This window comes from Curvivirga aplysinae, assembly GCF_009711445.1.
Taxonomy (GTDB): domain Bacteria; phylum Pseudomonadota; class Alphaproteobacteria; order UBA8366; family Aestuariispiraceae; genus Curvivirga; species Curvivirga aplysinae.
Genome location: NZ_SMMC01000199.1, coordinates 24,345 through 39,837, shown reverse-complemented (window position 1 = coordinate 39,837; position 15,493 = coordinate 24,345). Strand labels below are relative to the sequence as shown.

Below are 15,493 nucleotides of genomic sequence, written 5' to 3'. Positions count from 1 at the left end.
TTTTTTGAATTAATGCGAATAATTGCGTTTATGGCAAAAAATTTCTTGCATCAAAATTATTTTGTGCATATTTTGCACAAATATATTAATAATTGCACAAAATTGATCTATGAAGCAAAGAATAAAGCAATCTCGTAAAAAACGTCGGTTAAGTCAACATGATTTAGCTGAAAAGATTGGTGTTTCTCATTCTACATTAAATAGGTGGGAAGCAGGACATCGTGAACCCAAGCGAGATCATCTCGAAGCCTTGGCAAGGGAATTAGATGTTTCGGTGGAATGGCTTATGTTTGGTGACGTTCCAAAGCCACAAACGGAAGCGGCTGCTGCTTCGTCTGTTTCAACACAATATTATCAGCCAGAAGCTGAAAGCTTCTATAGTGCATCTTTTCAAAAAACGGAGACAATAATGTTCAAGCATCCATCAGAAGAAAATCCCGTGATCGCCTATCAAGGCGTGCCCGGCGCTTATTCTCACTTGGCGTGTCGTGAAGCCTTTCCAGATATGGAGCCAATGTCTTGCCCAAGTTTTGAGGATGCTTTTGAAGCTGTAGAAACCGGTAGGGCTGGTTTGGCCATGATCCCGATTGAGAATTCATTGGGTGGCCGGGTTGCTGATATTCATCATCTGCTTCCAGAATCTAGTCTTTATATTATTGGGGAGCATTTTCAGCCCGTACATCACAATATTTTGGCGCCAAAAGGCGCTGACTTGCAGTCTTTAAAAGAAGTGCGCAGTCACACGCAAGCTTTGGCACAATGTCGTAACACCTTACGAGAGTTGAAAATTGATCCTGTGAAGCATGCGGATACTGCTGGGGCCGCGCGTGAGATTGCCGAATTAAATGACCCAACGATTGGCGCAATTGCGAGTAGTCTTGCCGCAGAAACATATGATTTGGAAATATTACGTAATCGCGTAGAAGATAAAATTGGAAATGTAACTCGTTTTATCGTGATGTCACGGACACGCATTGAGCCTGATCCGCGTTCAGGCCCTTGTTTAACAAGCTTTGTCTTTCAAGTACGCAGTATTCCTGCAGCTTTGTATAAATCGATGGGTGGTTTTGCAACCAATGGCGTTAACTTTATTAAGCTTGAAAGCTATATTTCAATTGCTGATACGGGGACGGCACGTTTCTATGCTGAGATTGAGGGCCATCCCGCTGATAAGGCTGTGGACAGAGCGTTTGAAGAATTGCAGTTCTTCACCAGCAAAGTTAAGATATTAGGTACCTTCCAAAAACGTAGCTTGGAGAAGTAAATATTTTGAATAAGGGCGGTTACATATTAGCCGCCCTTACTTCTTTTGATTTTAGGATACTTGCATACATAATCAGATAAACTGTAGCTGTCGCAAAAGACAGCAGGGTGCCCATGGCAACTCCAAGTGATTTATAGCATAGGTAAACTGTAAGCGTATAAACAACCAGGGCGCCCAATCCTGCAGGATAGTTTTTGATGATTGTTAACGCTTGGTTCTCCCCATAGGTTAGGTGCATCATTATGAGAAATGGAACCATGCTGACAGGGAATGCAGCTAATAAGCCGGACCAGACAGGACCAATTGCTGAGGCAACACCAGTGATGATCAGGACCATCGCGGCGGCAGCTGTGGCGCGGATTAGCAGGATAGTTGCGGTGGTTTTAACCGGACGGCCTACTCTCGTATTTTCTATGCGGCGAAAGGCAAAGGTAAAAACTGGTATGGCAATCATAGGAATGAATACCGCAATATAGATGTTATAACTTGGTAATTTTAATAGAAAGGATGTTATGCCAAAGGCACCCATGGCAACGATGGTTGAAATTAAAACTCTAGGTTTAAGAGCTGTTTTTAGTCCAACAAAATATCCTGCGGCTAACATCATCGCGGCGACAAAACCCGGTAGGGTGTAAAGGGCGGCGTCGGTAGCAAATTCTAACCCGTTCTCTAAGCCAATGAAAAATAGGGCAATAGCGGTGCCAAGCGGATAGCCCGCCATGATGCCGCCTGCACGTGGGCTAACGCGTTCTGCTATGAAGGATAAAGCGAGCACGGCCAACACAGAGGATGCGATTTTTGCAATAAAAAGTTCCATGATAGTTGTCGTGCTTATTTACTATTTAACCAGTCGGAAATAAGGATCCATGAAATAGAATCCTTACGGGGTGTGCGATATTTTCCCATCGCTTCTCCTTCGATTAATTCTTCTCTGGTAAACCAGCGAGCATCTTCGATTTCAACAGGATCAATGTTGATCTCATGACTTGTTGCGACAGCAGTAAAGCCGAGCATCAAAGAAGAAGGAAAAGGCCAAGGTTGTGAAGAATGGTATGTCACATCTTTGGTATAAACGCCGGTTTCCTCAAAAACTTCACGTGAAACAGCTTGTTCTAAGGTTTCTCCCGGTTCCACAAAACCTGCGAGAGTTGAATACATGCCTTCGAAAAAATGTGGGCTACGCCCCAATAATGCGCGGCCTTGTTCATCTTGGACAAGCATGATGACAGCGGGATCGGTTCTTGGAAAGTGATCCTTTTCACATTCCGGGTTAATACATTTGCGTCGATGTCCCGCATCCATATTGGTGGTTGGATGGCCACATTTACCGCAAAATTGATGATGAGCATGCCAATGGACTATGCCTCTGGCAAATGCAGCCAGTGCCCCTTGTTCAGCAGACATGGTCGGGCCGACTTCCCTCAAGTCATAAAATTCCCCAAGGTCTTGCAAAGGGGGCTCATCGTGATGTGATAAGTCGATAGCAAAATGAGGTTTTTCATTCATGATTCCAAGAAATGAAATCCCTTTACTGTCTTCTAGAATAGTCGCCATTAAATCATTGGGGATATTTGCAAGTTCCGGTGCATCTTCAGCATTTTGAATTAAGCTTTTTGCACGCCAAATAGGTAGAAGTGTTGCCTCGCTTGTGCTGAGCATTCTTGTGATTTCATCCTGATTTGCACGTAAATGTCCTGATCTGTCTAGATTAGGATGCACATAGTAGTTTTTGCGCATTTTGACTGCCTGTTTTATTCTAGTTTGCTGATTAATTTATTGGAAATGTGCGGTAAAAAACCACTTTATGCAAGGTTAAGTCATTGGAATAGGTTCGTTGACTGTATGGAAGAAAGGAAAAGAAGCTTATGGTACAAAAAAAGCTTGCGCAAAAGCTTCGGATTCGTCATAAGACGCGCGGAAGGTCGGTGCGGACGGATTTCTCCGCCAACCCGGTCAGGTCCGGAAGGAAGCAGCCGTAACGGAATTTTATTCGGGTCGTTTCCGGCCTTCCACTCTAAAAAGCTGGCAATTGCCGGCTTTTTTAATTTCTATATTACTTGATATAAGTTAATTCTATGACGCTTCATTTGACAGAGGTTGCAACTGTCGATAAAGCTTTCAAATCTTCAGAAGTTAAATCACTGGAAATAGAATCATGATCGAAAATCCTTCAATCGTTGTTATTGGTTTGGGCTATGTAGGACTGCCACTTGCTGCGGCTTTGTCTCGCCAATTTGAAACCATTGGTATTGATATAAACAAGTCGCGTGTGGCCGAGTTAAAGGAAGGGTTTGATCGTACCGGGGAGCTCACCGCAGGGGCGTTAAAAGATGCACCTCTGGTTATTTCGGATGATTTGTCAGATGGAGAAAACAAGAATATTTATATTGTAACTGTACCAACCCCAGTTGATGAGACGAATACACCTGATTTGACCGCGGTGCGAAAAGCGTCGGAAAGTGTTGGGAAGTTTATTTCTAAGGGATCTATCGTTGTCTATGAAAGTACAGTTTATCCCGGCGTAACAGAAAAAGTCTGCGGACCTATCTTGGAAGAAATGTCCGGCTTAAAGGCGGGTGAAGATTTCTTTCTTGGCTATTCACCAGAACGAATTAATCCAGGTGATAAAGTTCACACCGTTGATAAGATCACAAAGGTTGTTGCGGGTCAGACACAAGAAGTAGCTGATTTACTTGCGCATGTTTATGGATCCATGAATGGTGGGAACATATACTTGGCAAAAGATATTCCTACCGCTGAAGCCTCAAAGGTTATTGAGAATGCGCAGCGTGATATCAATATTGCTTTTGTGAATGAAATTGCATTGATTTTTGAAAAAATGGGTTTGTCTGTTTATGATGTATTAGATGCGGCAAATACAAAATGGAATTTCCTGCCGTTCCAACCGGGACTTGTTGGCGGGCATTGCATTGGTGTCGACCCATATTATTTATCATTTGCAGCACAGGAAATAGGGTTGGATCCAAAAGTCATTTTGTCAGGTCGATCCATTAATGATGGCATGGCTGATAGTATGGCGGAACGTATTGATAATTTATTATCTGGTAAGTCAAAACTGTTGATGCTTGGTGTAACATTTAAAGAAAATGTGCCTGATATTAGAAATTCCAAAGTAGTTGATTTGATTGCAGCCTTGAAAGATCGCGGGCATCAGGTTGATATTTTTGACCCTGTTGCTGATCAAGAAGAAACTAAGGATGAATATGGGTTGGAATTGATCGAAATGCCTGAGGCCGGAAGCTATGACGCTGTGGTTGGGGCTGTGCCACATGAAGCATTTGAAGAACTATCTTTGGCAGATTTGCTGAAGGAGGGAGGGCTCGTTGCTGATATTAAAGGCATGTGGCGTAATCGTCCTTTACCAGCTACAATACGTCGTTGGAGTTTATAATTCCTTTAGAGAATTTGAGTAAATTAAAGGGCTTCATTTGAAGTCCTTTTTTATTTACAAAATTTTTTCTGAAAACTGTAGAATTTACGGGACAAGTCATGGGTGGCTGTTTATGATATTCACCATGACTGAACAGGATTCCAATACACAAGAATATCGGGTGCTTGCCCGAAAATATCGCCCTGCCAATTTCGATGATATGATTGGTCAAGAAGCCTTGGTGCGTACCTTAACCAATGCAATTCAATCTGGACGTATTGCGCAAGCCTTTGTGCTGACAGGTGTGCGTGGGGTTGGTAAAACGACAACAGCCCGAATTATTGCGAAAGCATTAAATTGTCTTGGGCCCGATGGAACAGGAAATCCGACGGCATCCCCTTGTGGTGTGTGTGATAATTGTGTGGCAATTTCCGAGGATCGTCATGTGGATGTTCAGGAAATGGATGCGGCCTCTCGCACGGGTGTAGATGATATTCGTGAATTGATTGAAGGTGTGCGCTATAAACCTGTTGCAGCTCGTTATAAGATTTACATCCTCGATGAGGTTCATATGCTTTCAAAAAATGCGTTTAACGCGTTGTTGAAAACATTGGAAGAACCGCCTGAACATGTAAAATTTATTTTTGCGACAACAGAAATTCGTAAAGTGCCGATCACAGTTCTCAGTCGTTGCCAACGATTTGATTTACGTCGTATTCCGGTTGAGAAACTAGCTGGTCATTTCAAGAAAGTTTCAACCGCCGAAGGTATTGAGATCGAAGATGATGCGGTCGCTATGGTTGCACGTGCTGCAGATGGGTCTGCACGAGATGGTTTATCGATTTTAGATCAGGCGATTGCTTTGTCTTCGGGTACAGTTACTGCGCAACAATTACGTGATATGTTGGGTTTGGCGGATCGTGCGCGCATTTTTGATTTATTTGATGCGATTATGCAGGGTAAAGCAGCTGATGCGCTAGATGCCTTGCGTGGTATGTATGATGAAGGCGCTGATCCTATTGTGATTATGCAGGACATGTTAGATGTCTGCTATTGGCTCACACGATTGAAGCTGACCCCTGCTTTGGCAGATGAGCCTTCAACACCGGATATTGAACGCAGTAAGGGTATGGAAATGGCTGGTCAGTTAAGCCAACCTATCCTTAGCCGTGCGTGGCAGATGTTGCTTAAAGGCTTGCAAGAAGTCATGGGCGCGCCGAATGCTATTCAGGCGGCGGAAATGGTTGTTGTGCGTTTAATTCATGTGGCCGATATGCCGACCCCGGGCGATCTTGTGAAAAAGCTTAGTGAAGGTGGATTGCCTGCAGGGCAACCGAATGGTGCCGCAGTCGCAGGTGCTTCTAGTAATGGTGGAGCGCATGCACAAGGTCAGATGATGCAAGGATCACCAAATGGTGGCGGGCAGCCAACCGCACGTTTAGCGGCTGTGGGTGGGCAAGCCGTGAATATGCAAGTTGGTCATGCAGAAGCGATTACGCCGGCGCCGCAACAGGCGATAAGTGCTGCACCGAAATTCAAGGGACCAAAAGATTTCAATGAAGCAATTCAGCTTTTCCGTGATCGCCGTGAAGGTATGATGGTGATGCATCTGGAAAATAATGTGCATCTGGTGAAATTCCAGCAAGGCCATATTGAAATGCGTCTTGTAGGAAATGTACCGAAAGACATTCATGGTAAAGTGGGCCAAATGTTAAGCACTTGGACAGGTGAGCGCTGGTTGGTTACGTTGAGTAACGATGCTGGTGCCCCCACAGTTGCAAGCCAGAAAAAACAAGCTCAACAAGCTTTGCAAGATGAAGCGGAGCTTGATCCGCTTGTGCGTGCTGTAAAGAAACATTTCCCAGAAGCGCGGATTAAAAAAGTGATAGAGGCGCCCAAAATAGCGACGCCAACATTGAGTGTTGTTGAAAATGGCGATGAAACGAATGGTATCGACGAATAAGATCGCTTGATTTTGTCGAGATACCGCCCATATTGGCATCAGAATTTATCTATTAAACATTTATTGATTAGGATGGAACGATCATGTTGAAACTTGGTCAGATGATGAAGCAAGCCCAAGAAATGCAGGGCAAAATGCAAGAAATGCAAGAGAAACTTATGTCTCATGAAGTTGAGGGACAATCTGGTGCAGGTCTTGTGAAAGTATCTATGAATGGTAAAGGCGACCTGAAGTCTTTAATTATCGATCCTAGTCTTTTGAAAGAGGATGAAGGTGAGATTCTACAAGACTTAATATTGGCAGCCCATGCAGATGCTAAAGTGAAGGTAGAGGCCTATATTCAGGAAAAAACACAAGAAGCCATGGGTGGATTAAATCTGCCTGAAGGTTTCAAGATGCCATTTTAAGGTGGATATTTGTTTCCTTTTAAAGGCCGTTTCCTATGAATGAAATTGATCAAGTGGTTCAACTACTATCACGTTTGCCGGGTTTGGGACCGCGTTCAGCAAAACGTGCGACGCTGCATTTGCTACAAAAACGTGAAGGCTTGATGCGACCACTTGCAGATGCTTTAGAGCGCGCAGCGGATGGTATTTTGGAATGTAATATTTGTGGTAATCTAGATAGCACTGACCCTTGTCATATTTGTTCTGATGGCCGTCGTGACAGCACAACGATCTGTGTGGTTGAACAAGTAGCAGATTTATGGGCGCTGGAGCGTACGGGTGCTTTTAAGGGACATTATCATGTATTAGGTGGTGTTTTATCTGCTTTGGATGGCATTGGACCAGAAGATTTAAATATGGCTGGATTGATTAACCGCTGTTCCGAAGAAGGGACAGAAGTAAAAGAAATTATTCTGGCTACGAATCTAACTGTAGATGGACAAACAACCGCACATTATATTACAGAGAGATTATCTGAATTTCCAGTTGATGTAACTCGTTTGGCACATGGCGTGCCTGTTGGTGGCGAGCTGGATTATTTGGATGATGGCACATTAAGTGCGGCTTTAAAGGCGCGTAACGATTTGAAACGTAGTTAAGTTGATAAGTGAGGGCGTAATTTATGTCTAAGCGTATTTGGTATATTTCTCAACTCGCAGATCCTGAACATTATGATATGAGTATCTTTGAGGGATGTCCGGGCGGGGATAATGAGATTGAATGGATCAAAATACAACTACGTCAACTGAATCTACTTGATGAGATTGATTTTCAAGGTGTGCAAATTGAGCGCGGGGATAATCTGCCTGAGATCGAAGATGTGGATGCAGCTTTCCTTGGTGGTAGTTTTCATTCTGTGCATGACAAGTTTGATTGGCAACACGATTTACAAGGCTGGCTCGGTCGTTACCGTGAGGCAGGAAAACCCTTGTTTGGAATATGTGGCGGACATCAACAAATGTCTACTTTCCTAGGGGCTACAGTTAGCAGTATTGGAAATGGCCCGATGGCGTCCAGCTTAAAAATAAATCTAACCGACACAGGTCAGGATCATTTTCTTTTTGATGACATTCCTGCGGATGAATTAAAGTTTCATTTCGGTAACTATGAACATGTAGAAGCTGCACCAGAAGGGGCAACTGTTTTAGCTACACGTCCTGAAATGCCTGCGATGGCCATTGATTATGGCAATCATTGGTATTCAACCCAGTTTCATCCAGAAGCTTTAAAAGATTTATTTGCACGCAGTTGGTCCGGTACGCATCCGGAATATTGCAGCAATTATATTGAACTGCCTCATGCACCAAAAATGCTTAAGAATTTTATCGACCATTACACAGGATAACCTTCTTTCCCGCATAATTTGGTCACAATTCTAAACTATCTAAGTATCCCGAAAAGATATTATAAGGAATTGAAATATGCGATCCTCCAAGATCAAGTTTACCTCGTTTTTGATGGCAACATCCTTATTTGTTGCAGCTGGTAGTGTTGTGGCAAAGGCTGATGATTATAAACAGGAAAGCCTATCCTTAACCATATATCAGGATAATTTTGCTCAAGTTAACTCCAGCCGCAGCTTTAATATCAATTCGGATACCGGAACAATACGTTGGGAGAAGCTTCCAACAACAATCCAACATGATAGCTTTGTTCTGTCTTCAGATAATCAAACCATCGCGGATATAAGACGCCCTCTTATGGTGCGCGGCCCTGGTTCGATTATGGAGCAATATATAGGCCAGACATTGGTTTGGTATGATGACACAGCTATAAATCCGGAATTAACCGAGCGTGAGGGTAAGTTGCTTGCTGTTACTGGTGAGGGCGCGGTTGTTGAGTTTGAAGAAGGGATTGAGGTTGATCCTTATGGGAAAGCACGATTGCCATATGCACCGACGACAGTTCTACCTTATCCGCATGTGGATGTTACCCTTGCAAATCCTCAAGTAGGAAAAAGTCATTTTAAAGCAAGTTATCTGACAGAAGATCTATATTGGATTGCTCAATATAAGGCTGTTCTGGATCAGAATATGAAAAATTTGACCTTAAATAGTATGATACAGGTAGGGAACTTAACCGAACGCGACTTTTCCATTGATAGTTTATCTCTTGTTGCTGGTGATACTAAGATTGAAAAAAATCAACGTCCAATGATGCAAAAAGCTGGACGTGCCGAGATGGCCATGATGTCTACAGCACCATCCGCAGATATGGTGCCAATTGTTCAACCTTCTATTAGTTTGTCAGATCGTTATGTTTTTCCGATTGAAGGCGCTAAGGAACTGCCAGCGGAAACAGAAATTAAATTTAATTTCTTTAAGCCTGTTACATTTCCTGTAAAGACCAGTTACGAGTTGGATTGGCGCATGCCTTGGGGTGTTGTCAGTCGCCAAAATGCACCGGTAATGCGTCCTAATACGGTTGTGGAATTTGAGAATAGTGACGAAAACGGCTTGGGGATGGCGTTGCCAGAAGGAAACATTCGGTTTGTTGTAGATGGCGGTGATGCGAATTTAGGTGAATTATTTGTCTCAGAAGAATATATGCAAAATACGGCTAAGGGACAGGATTTGAAATTCCATCTTGGTCAGGCATTTGATATTACGGCAAAACATATTCAAACCGATTTTAGAAATCTTACAGATGATCATCGTCGATTTGAAACAAGTTATGATGTGAAACTGACAAATGCCAAGGATGAAGCTGTGACAGTTATTCTACGTGATTTTATGCCTTCAACAGTTGAGGTACTCGATGCCAATGCAGAATATGAAAAAACATCTGCGCAATCTGTGGCTTGGACAGTTGAAATCCCGGCAAATGGTGAATTCACGCTTTCATACCGAGTTCAAGTAGGTAAGTAATCAACTTTCAAGGAAAGCAGGTGGCTAAAGAAGCTGATCCTGCTTTTCTTCGATTTGAGGAAGCTCTTCTTCATTTTCAGCTGAAATCGCCAAAGGTTTCTTCACTTTAACACCTAGATCACGCAATTTCTCTGCCTGAGAAACGAGATTGCCGCGTCCAGTACTTAGTTTATTAAAGCCTTTTTCAACAGAATCCTGTGCCTTTCCTAATTGCACGCGGATATCAGATAAATCTTCTGTGAAGCCACGGAATTTATCGTAAAGAGCGGCTCCACGTTTTGAAATTTCTTCGGCATTTTCAATTTGGCGTTCTGTCCGCCAGAGATGTTCAATGGTACGTAATACCATCATGATGGTTGAAGGGCTGGCAATGCCAATATTCTGTTGTAACGCATTCTCCGCCATCTGTGGGTCTTGCTCCAAAGCAAGCATCAAGGCGGATTCAAGTGGTACAAACATGACAACGAAATCGGGTGATTGAAGCCCTTCAATTTCTTGATAAGACTTACTGGAGAGTTGTTTGATATGGGTTTTAACAGCTGTTACATGCGCCGCAAGATGATTTTGTTTTTCTGTTTCATCTTCGGCATTGATATAGGCATTGTAATCAATCAAAGAGAGTTTTGAATCTATAATGATACAACGATTACCGGGTAGTTTTACGATGGCGTCTGGGCGTAAGCGCTGCCCATCCTCTCCTGTAAAGCTGTCTTGAGTTGTATATTCATACCCTTTTCGAAGGCCCGAAGATTGCAGACTATGTTCCAGAACCATTTCCCCCCATGCCCCGCGGACTTGAGATTGTCCTTTTAGTGAATTGGTAAGGTCACTTGCTTCTTTTGACATACGAAGGGCAGTATCGTTAATGGTTTTTAATTCATTTTTAAGATCTTGATTTCGAACTGCGGCTTCTTTATTCGTTTCATTAACCAGTTTGTTAAAACTACCAAGTTGATCCTTCAGGGGATTCAAGACTTGTTCCAAATCTTTGGTACTACGTTTTTGCAGATCAGAGCTGTTTTTCTCAAGAATTTCCTGTGCCATGTTTTTGAACTGACTATTCATAGCTTCTTGTAATTTTACTTGGTCGTCTTTTTGCTTTTGCTGCAGTTCTTCCAGATGGCGTTGGCGTTCACTATTTAGATTTCGTTCTTCTCTTAGAGATGCCTGAAGCCGCACAATCTCTTCACTTAGGCTTTGAGATTCTTGAACCAATTGTTCTTTTTCTTTTTGCAAGATTTCGGCAATACCTTTGCGCTCTTCTAATTGGGCGTCTAAGAATTCTACTTGTTTTTCAAGGGCTACATTTTCCAAGCGTATATTTTCCAGACGGATTGTGGTCTCTTTATGTTGGGCTTGAATATCAAAAAGCGCAGCATCTGCTTTGTCGTCAGTTTGTTTCTGACGAAGGAAAATCAGCAAAGCCGCGATCAAGATAAATCCTGTGACGACTGCACCTAAAAGTAGCATCATGTTATCCATGCTTTTAAAAACTCATGATTCGGGGCGTGGGGCAAAGATTTTTCCCTGTTCAACTTCGATAAAGCTTGGCTTTGTCTCACTTAGAGTGTATCGGTTCGTCATCTTGACGAGAGGCAGGTTTATACCTACCTATATGGTACAAATTTTTAAATTTAAGGCTAAGAAAATGGCAATTTTGGACATCCTTGTTGCGCCACATCCTGTATTGAAGAAAGTGGCAGCACCGATCGACGAAGTAAATGATGAGATTCGTCAATTGATGGATGATATGATGGAGACCATGTATGACGCACCGGGAATTGGTCTTGCTGCGCCGCAAGTTGGTGTGTCTAAGCGTGTTTTAGTGATGGACATCGGTGACGAAGAAACAGGTCCACAGCCAATTAAAATGGCCAATCCTGAGATCGCATGGGCATCTGATGATATGAGTTCCTACAATGAAGGTTGTTTAAGTTTTCCTGAACAATATGCCAATGTTGACCGTCCATCTCAGGTAAAAATTAAATATTTGGATGAAAATAATGTCGCACAAGAATTGGATGCGGATGGATTATTAGCCACATGCGTGCAACATGAAATTGACCATCTGGACGGCGTTGTATTTGTCGATCGTCTATCTTCTTTGAAACGCAATATGATCCTGCGTAAGTTGAAGAAATGGGTTAAATCCAACGCGGCATAAAATGCTTAGAAAATAAGGACGTTTGTGATGGAAAAGTTAAGACTTGCATTTATGGGCACACCGGATTTCGCTGTGGAAACTCTGAATGCACTTCTTGAATCCAATCATGACGTTGTATGTGTGTATACCCAACCACCACGTCCCGCGGGCCGTGGGCAAAAGGAACGTAAATCACCTGTGCAACTGCGGGCTGAAGAGATGGGAATTGAAGTTCGCTACCCTGTTTCTTTGAAAACTGTAGACGCACAACAAGAATTTTCTTCCTTGAATTTGGATGCGGCAGTTGTCGTTGCTTATGGATTGATCCTTCCCAAATCCGTTTTGGATGCACCTAAATTTGGTTGTGTTAATGTACATGCTTCATTACTACCTCGCTGGCGTGGGGCTGCACCGATCCAACGTGCGATTTTAGCAGGTGATGATGAGACCGGTGTGACGATCATGCAAATGGATGAGGGGTTGGACACAGGCGATATGTTGTCTGTTGAAAAATTACCGATCACTTCTACCACTTTCGCACAAACCTTACATGATGACCTTGCGACGTTGGGTGGGAAAATGATAGTACCTGTCCTAGAAGCCTTAGCGAATAATACGGCAAATCCAGTCGCTCAACCTGAGGAAGGTGTGACTTATGCTGAAAAACTGCAGAAATCTGAAGGGCGATTAGATTGGAATTTATCTGCAACTGAGTTGGTAAGAAAAGTCCATGCTTTAACACCATGGCCTGGATGCTTTTTTGAATGTGACGGAGATCGCGTGAAAGTTCTTGATGCTGAGGTGGTTGAAATGGTTAACACGCCGGGCTTCGTATGTTGTGAAAGTTTGGTCGTGGGTTGTGGTCGTGATGGTCTTCGCATCACTAAGTTGCAGAAGCCAGGCAAAAAACCTGTTACATCTGAAGAATTTCAACGTGGGAACCGCATTGATTGTGGGAAACACTTGCCATATTAGATGTACCTTTAATAGGCGGATTCTTAAAGGTTTTTAACCTCAATTTACCTGTGTAATTCTAATATTATTAATGCGTTATGTTAGATTTATTAAGAATGCCTTAACTTTTTTCCTTTACAGTTTTTGATACATTTTCCACAATCATGTCAGAATGATTGGTTCAATGGATCGAACATATATGACTTATACAAAACAAGAATTTGGTATAGAATATATTTGAGGGGTAGTTAGAGACTTTTATAAAGTCTCCGAGCGGGTGTGAGTATGGTACCAAAAATTCTCATCGTAGATGATGTACCAGCAAATCTGGTGGCTTTGAAGGCTCTGTTACGAGGACTAGATAAAGAGGTCGAAGTTATCTCTGCTAATTCTGGTAGTGAAGCGCTCGAAAAAGTGTTGGAACATGAATTTGCATTGATCCTGACCGATGTTCAAATGCCTGAAATGGATGGCTTTGAAATGGCAGCTATTTTGCAGGAACATGATGAGTGGAATCAAATCCCCGTTATTTTCATTACCGCAGCTTATAAAGATGAACAAAACCGCGATCGCGGTTATTCCGCCGGGGCTGTCGATTATATTCAGAAACCGATTGAAGAGCATGTTTTACTTTCTAAAACGGCGATTTTTCTGAAGCTTTATGAACAACGACAAATTATTAAAAATATTAATGTCGATCTAGAAAAACGGGTTGCGGAGCGTACAGCCGAGCTTTTGCAAACTCAGGCTATGGCAAAGATCGGTGGATGGAGTATCAATCCACAAACATGGGAAGAAAATTTATCCGAACAAGCTTGTGCAATTATATGCGGGGTTCCTATTGGTGACCCGGATTGCAACTGCAATAGTTCATTATCCGAAATGCTATCGGAAGAAGACCGTGAGTATCATTTTGGTCGTATTAGAGAACTTGTGGATTCTGTGGATGGACAATATGAGTTTTTAGCAGAGTTTACGACGAAAAATGATCAGATGTGCCATGTGTTTTGCAATGTGGAATGCATGTATGAAAATGGTAAGCTTGTTGATATTCGAGGTATTATTCAAGATATCACGGAAAGACAACGCGCAGAAGAGATTATTCAATATCTTGAGATGCACGATGCGCTTACAACTTTGCCCAATCGAAACTCTTTCCATGAACAAGCATTGAGTTATGTGGCTGACACACGTGCCATGGGTGAACAATTGGCTGTGATGTTGATTGATTTGGATAAATTCAAAGATGTAAATGATGTGCATGGACAGGCTGTTGCGGATTTAATGTTAGCTGAAATTGCGCGACGTCTTAATGAAAAAATGACCCAATATGAAACTCTTTATAGAGTTGGTGGCGATGAGTTTGCGGTTGTTTTACGTGGTATCGAAAATGCAGTTGAAGTAGCGCAGCATGCGGAAAGTTACCTTCAAGCGATTGCAGAAGAGTTTGTGTATTTTGGTGATACGATTTCTGTGTCGGCAAGTATGGGAATTTCCTTATTTCCGCAAGATGCGGATGATGTTGATAGTCTGATGAAATCAGCAGATTTAGCAATGAGCAGATCGAAGGAAGATCCCGGTATTGCCTATAATTTCTATGACAAAGAAATGTCACAAACATTTCAACGTCGAAAAGAGCAAGAAATTCGTTTGCATCATGCAATCGAACGAAATTTCTTTGAACTTTATTATCAGCCTAAAATAAATTTAAAAACAAATGAAATCCAAGGTGTAGAAGCACTTATTCGTTGGAATGATCCTGAACTTGGTTTTGTCGGACCCGACGAATTTATTCCGCTTGCAGAGGAAACTGGTCAAATTCGTGATCTAGGTCGTTGGATCATTCGTGAGGCTTGTGAAGCTGCAGCACGTTGGAAAAAAGAGTTGGGCCGTACCGTTCCTGTGGCGATTAATATATCTGTTGAGCAGATAAAATGTCCAAAACTTCCTGACTTTTTCCAAAAGGTGATGAATGAAGTTAATATTACCCCAGATATGATTGAAGTTGAAATCACTGAGACAGCTTTGCTTGATGACCGCGGAGAAAGCCGTGAAACTCTGCGACGTTTGAAAGAAATGGATTTAGGTATTGCACTGGATGACTTTGGTACTGGCTATTCCTCTTTAACACATTTGAAATCATTATTGCCAAGTTCTATTAAAATTGATCGTTCCTTTATTCAGAACATCATGACAGATCCATCTGATGCGCATATTGCTGATATGATTATCTGTGTCGCACATAATTTGAAAATGACAGTCATAGCCGAAGGCGTCGAAGAAATAGAGCAATGCGACCGATTGAATGAATTGAATTGTGACATTGGACAGGGATATTTCTATAGCAAGCCTCTGCCTGAAGCTGATTTTTTGAGTTGGTATCATGATTATGCGAAGGCATCGTGATCTTCTTGGATATGGAGAAGCCTTAAAAAGAATGATTGAAAATTTTATTTAATTTTCAG

Annotated in this window: 13 protein-coding genes and 1 other RNA gene; 11 read left to right on the top strand and 3 right to left on the bottom strand. The window is 42.3% G+C overall.

Annotated elements, in window-relative coordinates; genetic code table 11:
* The first annotated feature begins 109 nt into the window (after positions 1 to 109).
* Positions 110 to 1,264, top strand: a complete 1,155-nt coding sequence (locus E1160_RS12665; RefSeq protein ID WP_155155723.1) for a prephenate dehydratase — start codon at positions 110 to 112, stop codon at positions 1,262 to 1,264.
* Positions 1,265 to 1,283: 19 nt separating this feature from the next.
* On the opposite strand, the gene E1160_RS12660 is transcribed toward E1160_RS12665, so the two are convergent.
* Positions 1,284 to 2,081: a hypothetical protein gene (locus E1160_RS12660; RefSeq protein WP_155155720.1), complete on the bottom strand. Its 798-nt coding sequence runs from the start codon at positions 2,079 to 2,081 to the stop codon at positions 1,284 to 1,286.
* A gap of 14 nt (positions 2,082 to 2,095) precedes the next feature.
* Positions 2,096 to 3,001: an NAD(+) diphosphatase gene (nudC, locus tag E1160_RS12655; RefSeq protein WP_155155719.1), complete on the bottom strand. Its 906-nt coding sequence runs from the start codon at positions 2,999 to 3,001 to the stop codon at positions 2,096 to 2,098.
* Positions 3,002 to 3,180: 179 nt separating this feature from the next.
* Between nudC and ffs the strand changes: the two genes are divergently transcribed.
* The 7 genes from ffs (at position 3,181) to E1160_RS12620 (ending at position 9,931) form a co-directional block, all read left to right on the top strand.
* Positions 3,181 to 3,278: signal recognition particle sRNA small type (gene ffs, locus E1160_RS12650), an RNA gene on the top strand.
* Between the two features lie 141 nt (positions 3,279 to 3,419).
* Positions 3,420 to 4,676, top strand: coding sequence for a nucleotide sugar dehydrogenase (locus tag E1160_RS12645; RefSeq protein ID WP_155155717.1), 1,257 nt, complete (start codon positions 3,420 to 3,422; stop codon positions 4,674 to 4,676).
* A gap of 124 nt (positions 4,677 to 4,800) precedes the next feature.
* On the top strand, positions 4,801 to 6,618 hold the full coding sequence (locus E1160_RS12640) for a DNA polymerase III subunit gamma/tau (protein ID WP_235914138.1): 1,818 nt from the start codon (positions 4,801 to 4,803) through the stop codon (positions 6,616 to 6,618).
* Between the two features lie 83 nt (positions 6,619 to 6,701).
* Entirely contained in the window at positions 6,702 to 7,025 is a 324-nt protein-coding gene (locus E1160_RS12635) for a YbaB/EbfC family nucleoid-associated protein (RefSeq protein WP_155155713.1), read from the top strand.
* Between the two features lie 35 nt (positions 7,026 to 7,060).
* A complete protein-coding gene (gene recR, locus E1160_RS12630) occupies positions 7,061 to 7,663 on the top strand; it encodes a recombination mediator RecR (RefSeq protein ID WP_155155711.1) in 603 nt (200 codons plus the stop codon).
* Positions 7,664 to 7,686: 23 nt separating this feature from the next.
* A complete protein-coding gene (locus E1160_RS12625) occupies positions 7,687 to 8,409 on the top strand; it encodes a type 1 glutamine amidotransferase (RefSeq protein WP_155155709.1) in 723 nt (240 codons plus the stop codon).
* 76 nt (positions 8,410 to 8,485) lie between these two features.
* Positions 8,486 to 9,931: a DUF4139 domain-containing protein gene (locus E1160_RS12620; RefSeq protein ID WP_155155707.1), complete on the top strand. Its 1,446-nt coding sequence runs from the start codon at positions 8,486 to 8,488 to the stop codon at positions 9,929 to 9,931.
* 24 nt (positions 9,932 to 9,955) lie between these two features.
* Here the strand turns inward: E1160_RS12620 and rmuC are convergent, their stop codons facing one another.
* The gene (rmuC, locus tag E1160_RS12615; protein ID WP_155155705.1) at positions 9,956 to 11,413 is read right to left on the bottom strand and encodes a DNA recombination protein RmuC; all 1,458 of its coding nucleotides are present in this window, start codon (positions 11,411 to 11,413) and stop codon (positions 9,956 to 9,958) included.
* Positions 11,414 to 11,579: 166 nt separating this feature from the next.
* On the opposite strand from rmuC, the gene def reads away from it, so the two are divergent.
* From def to E1160_RS12600, 3 genes are all read left to right on the top strand, one after another.
* Entirely contained in the window at positions 11,580 to 12,095 is a 516-nt protein-coding gene (gene def, locus E1160_RS12610) for a peptide deformylase (RefSeq protein WP_155155703.1), read from the top strand.
* Positions 12,096 to 12,122: 27 nt separating this feature from the next.
* Positions 12,123 to 13,049: a methionyl-tRNA formyltransferase gene (gene fmt / locus E1160_RS12605; protein ID WP_155155701.1), complete on the top strand. Its 927-nt coding sequence runs from the start codon at positions 12,123 to 12,125 to the stop codon at positions 13,047 to 13,049.
* A 264-nt stretch (positions 13,050 to 13,313) separates the two neighbouring features.
* A complete protein-coding gene (locus E1160_RS12600) occupies positions 13,314 to 15,434 on the top strand; it encodes an EAL domain-containing protein (RefSeq protein ID WP_155155699.1) in 2,121 nt (706 codons plus the stop codon).
* The last annotated feature ends 59 nt before the right edge of the window (positions 15,435 to 15,493 follow it).

What these genes read in the sequence shown, in the direction of transcription:
- E1160_RS12640 (WP_235914138.1), top strand. Translation starts at nt 4,801, where the DNA reads ATGACTGAACAGGATTCCAATACACAAGAATATCGGGTGCTTGCCCGA.
- E1160_RS12645 (WP_155155717.1), top strand. Translation starts at nt 3,420, where the DNA reads ATGATCGAAAATCCTTCAATCGTTGTTATTGGTTTGGGCTATGTAGGA.
- E1160_RS12625 (WP_155155709.1), top strand. Translation starts at nt 7,687, where the DNA reads ATGTCTAAGCGTATTTGGTATATTTCTCAACTCGCAGATCCTGAACAT.
- recR (WP_155155711.1), top strand. Translation starts at nt 7,061, where the DNA reads ATGAATGAAATTGATCAAGTGGTTCAACTACTATCACGTTTGCCGGGT.
- fmt (WP_155155701.1), top strand. Translation starts at nt 12,123, where the DNA reads ATGGAAAAGTTAAGACTTGCATTTATGGGCACACCGGATTTCGCTGTG.
- E1160_RS12660 (WP_155155720.1), bottom strand. Translation starts at nt 2,081, where the DNA reads ATGGAACTTTTTATTGCAAAAATCGCATCCTCTGTGTTGGCCGTGCTC.
- E1160_RS12620 (WP_155155707.1), top strand. Translation starts at nt 8,486, where the DNA reads ATGCGATCCTCCAAGATCAAGTTTACCTCGTTTTTGATGGCAACATCC.
- E1160_RS12600 (WP_155155699.1), top strand. Translation starts at nt 13,314, where the DNA reads ATGGTACCAAAAATTCTCATCGTAGATGATGTACCAGCAAATCTGGTG.
- nudC (WP_155155719.1), bottom strand. Translation starts at nt 3,001, where the DNA reads ATGCGCAAAAACTACTATGTGCATCCTAATCTAGACAGATCAGGACAT.
- E1160_RS12635 (WP_155155713.1), top strand. Translation starts at nt 6,702, where the DNA reads ATGTTGAAACTTGGTCAGATGATGAAGCAAGCCCAAGAAATGCAGGGC.
- def (WP_155155703.1), top strand. Translation starts at nt 11,580, where the DNA reads ATGGCAATTTTGGACATCCTTGTTGCGCCACATCCTGTATTGAAGAAA.
- E1160_RS12665 (WP_155155723.1), top strand. Translation starts at nt 110, where the DNA reads ATGAAGCAAAGAATAAAGCAATCTCGTAAAAAACGTCGGTTAAGTCAA.
- rmuC (WP_155155705.1), bottom strand. Translation starts at nt 11,413, where the DNA reads ATGGATAACATGATGCTACTTTTAGGTGCAGTCGTCACAGGATTTATC.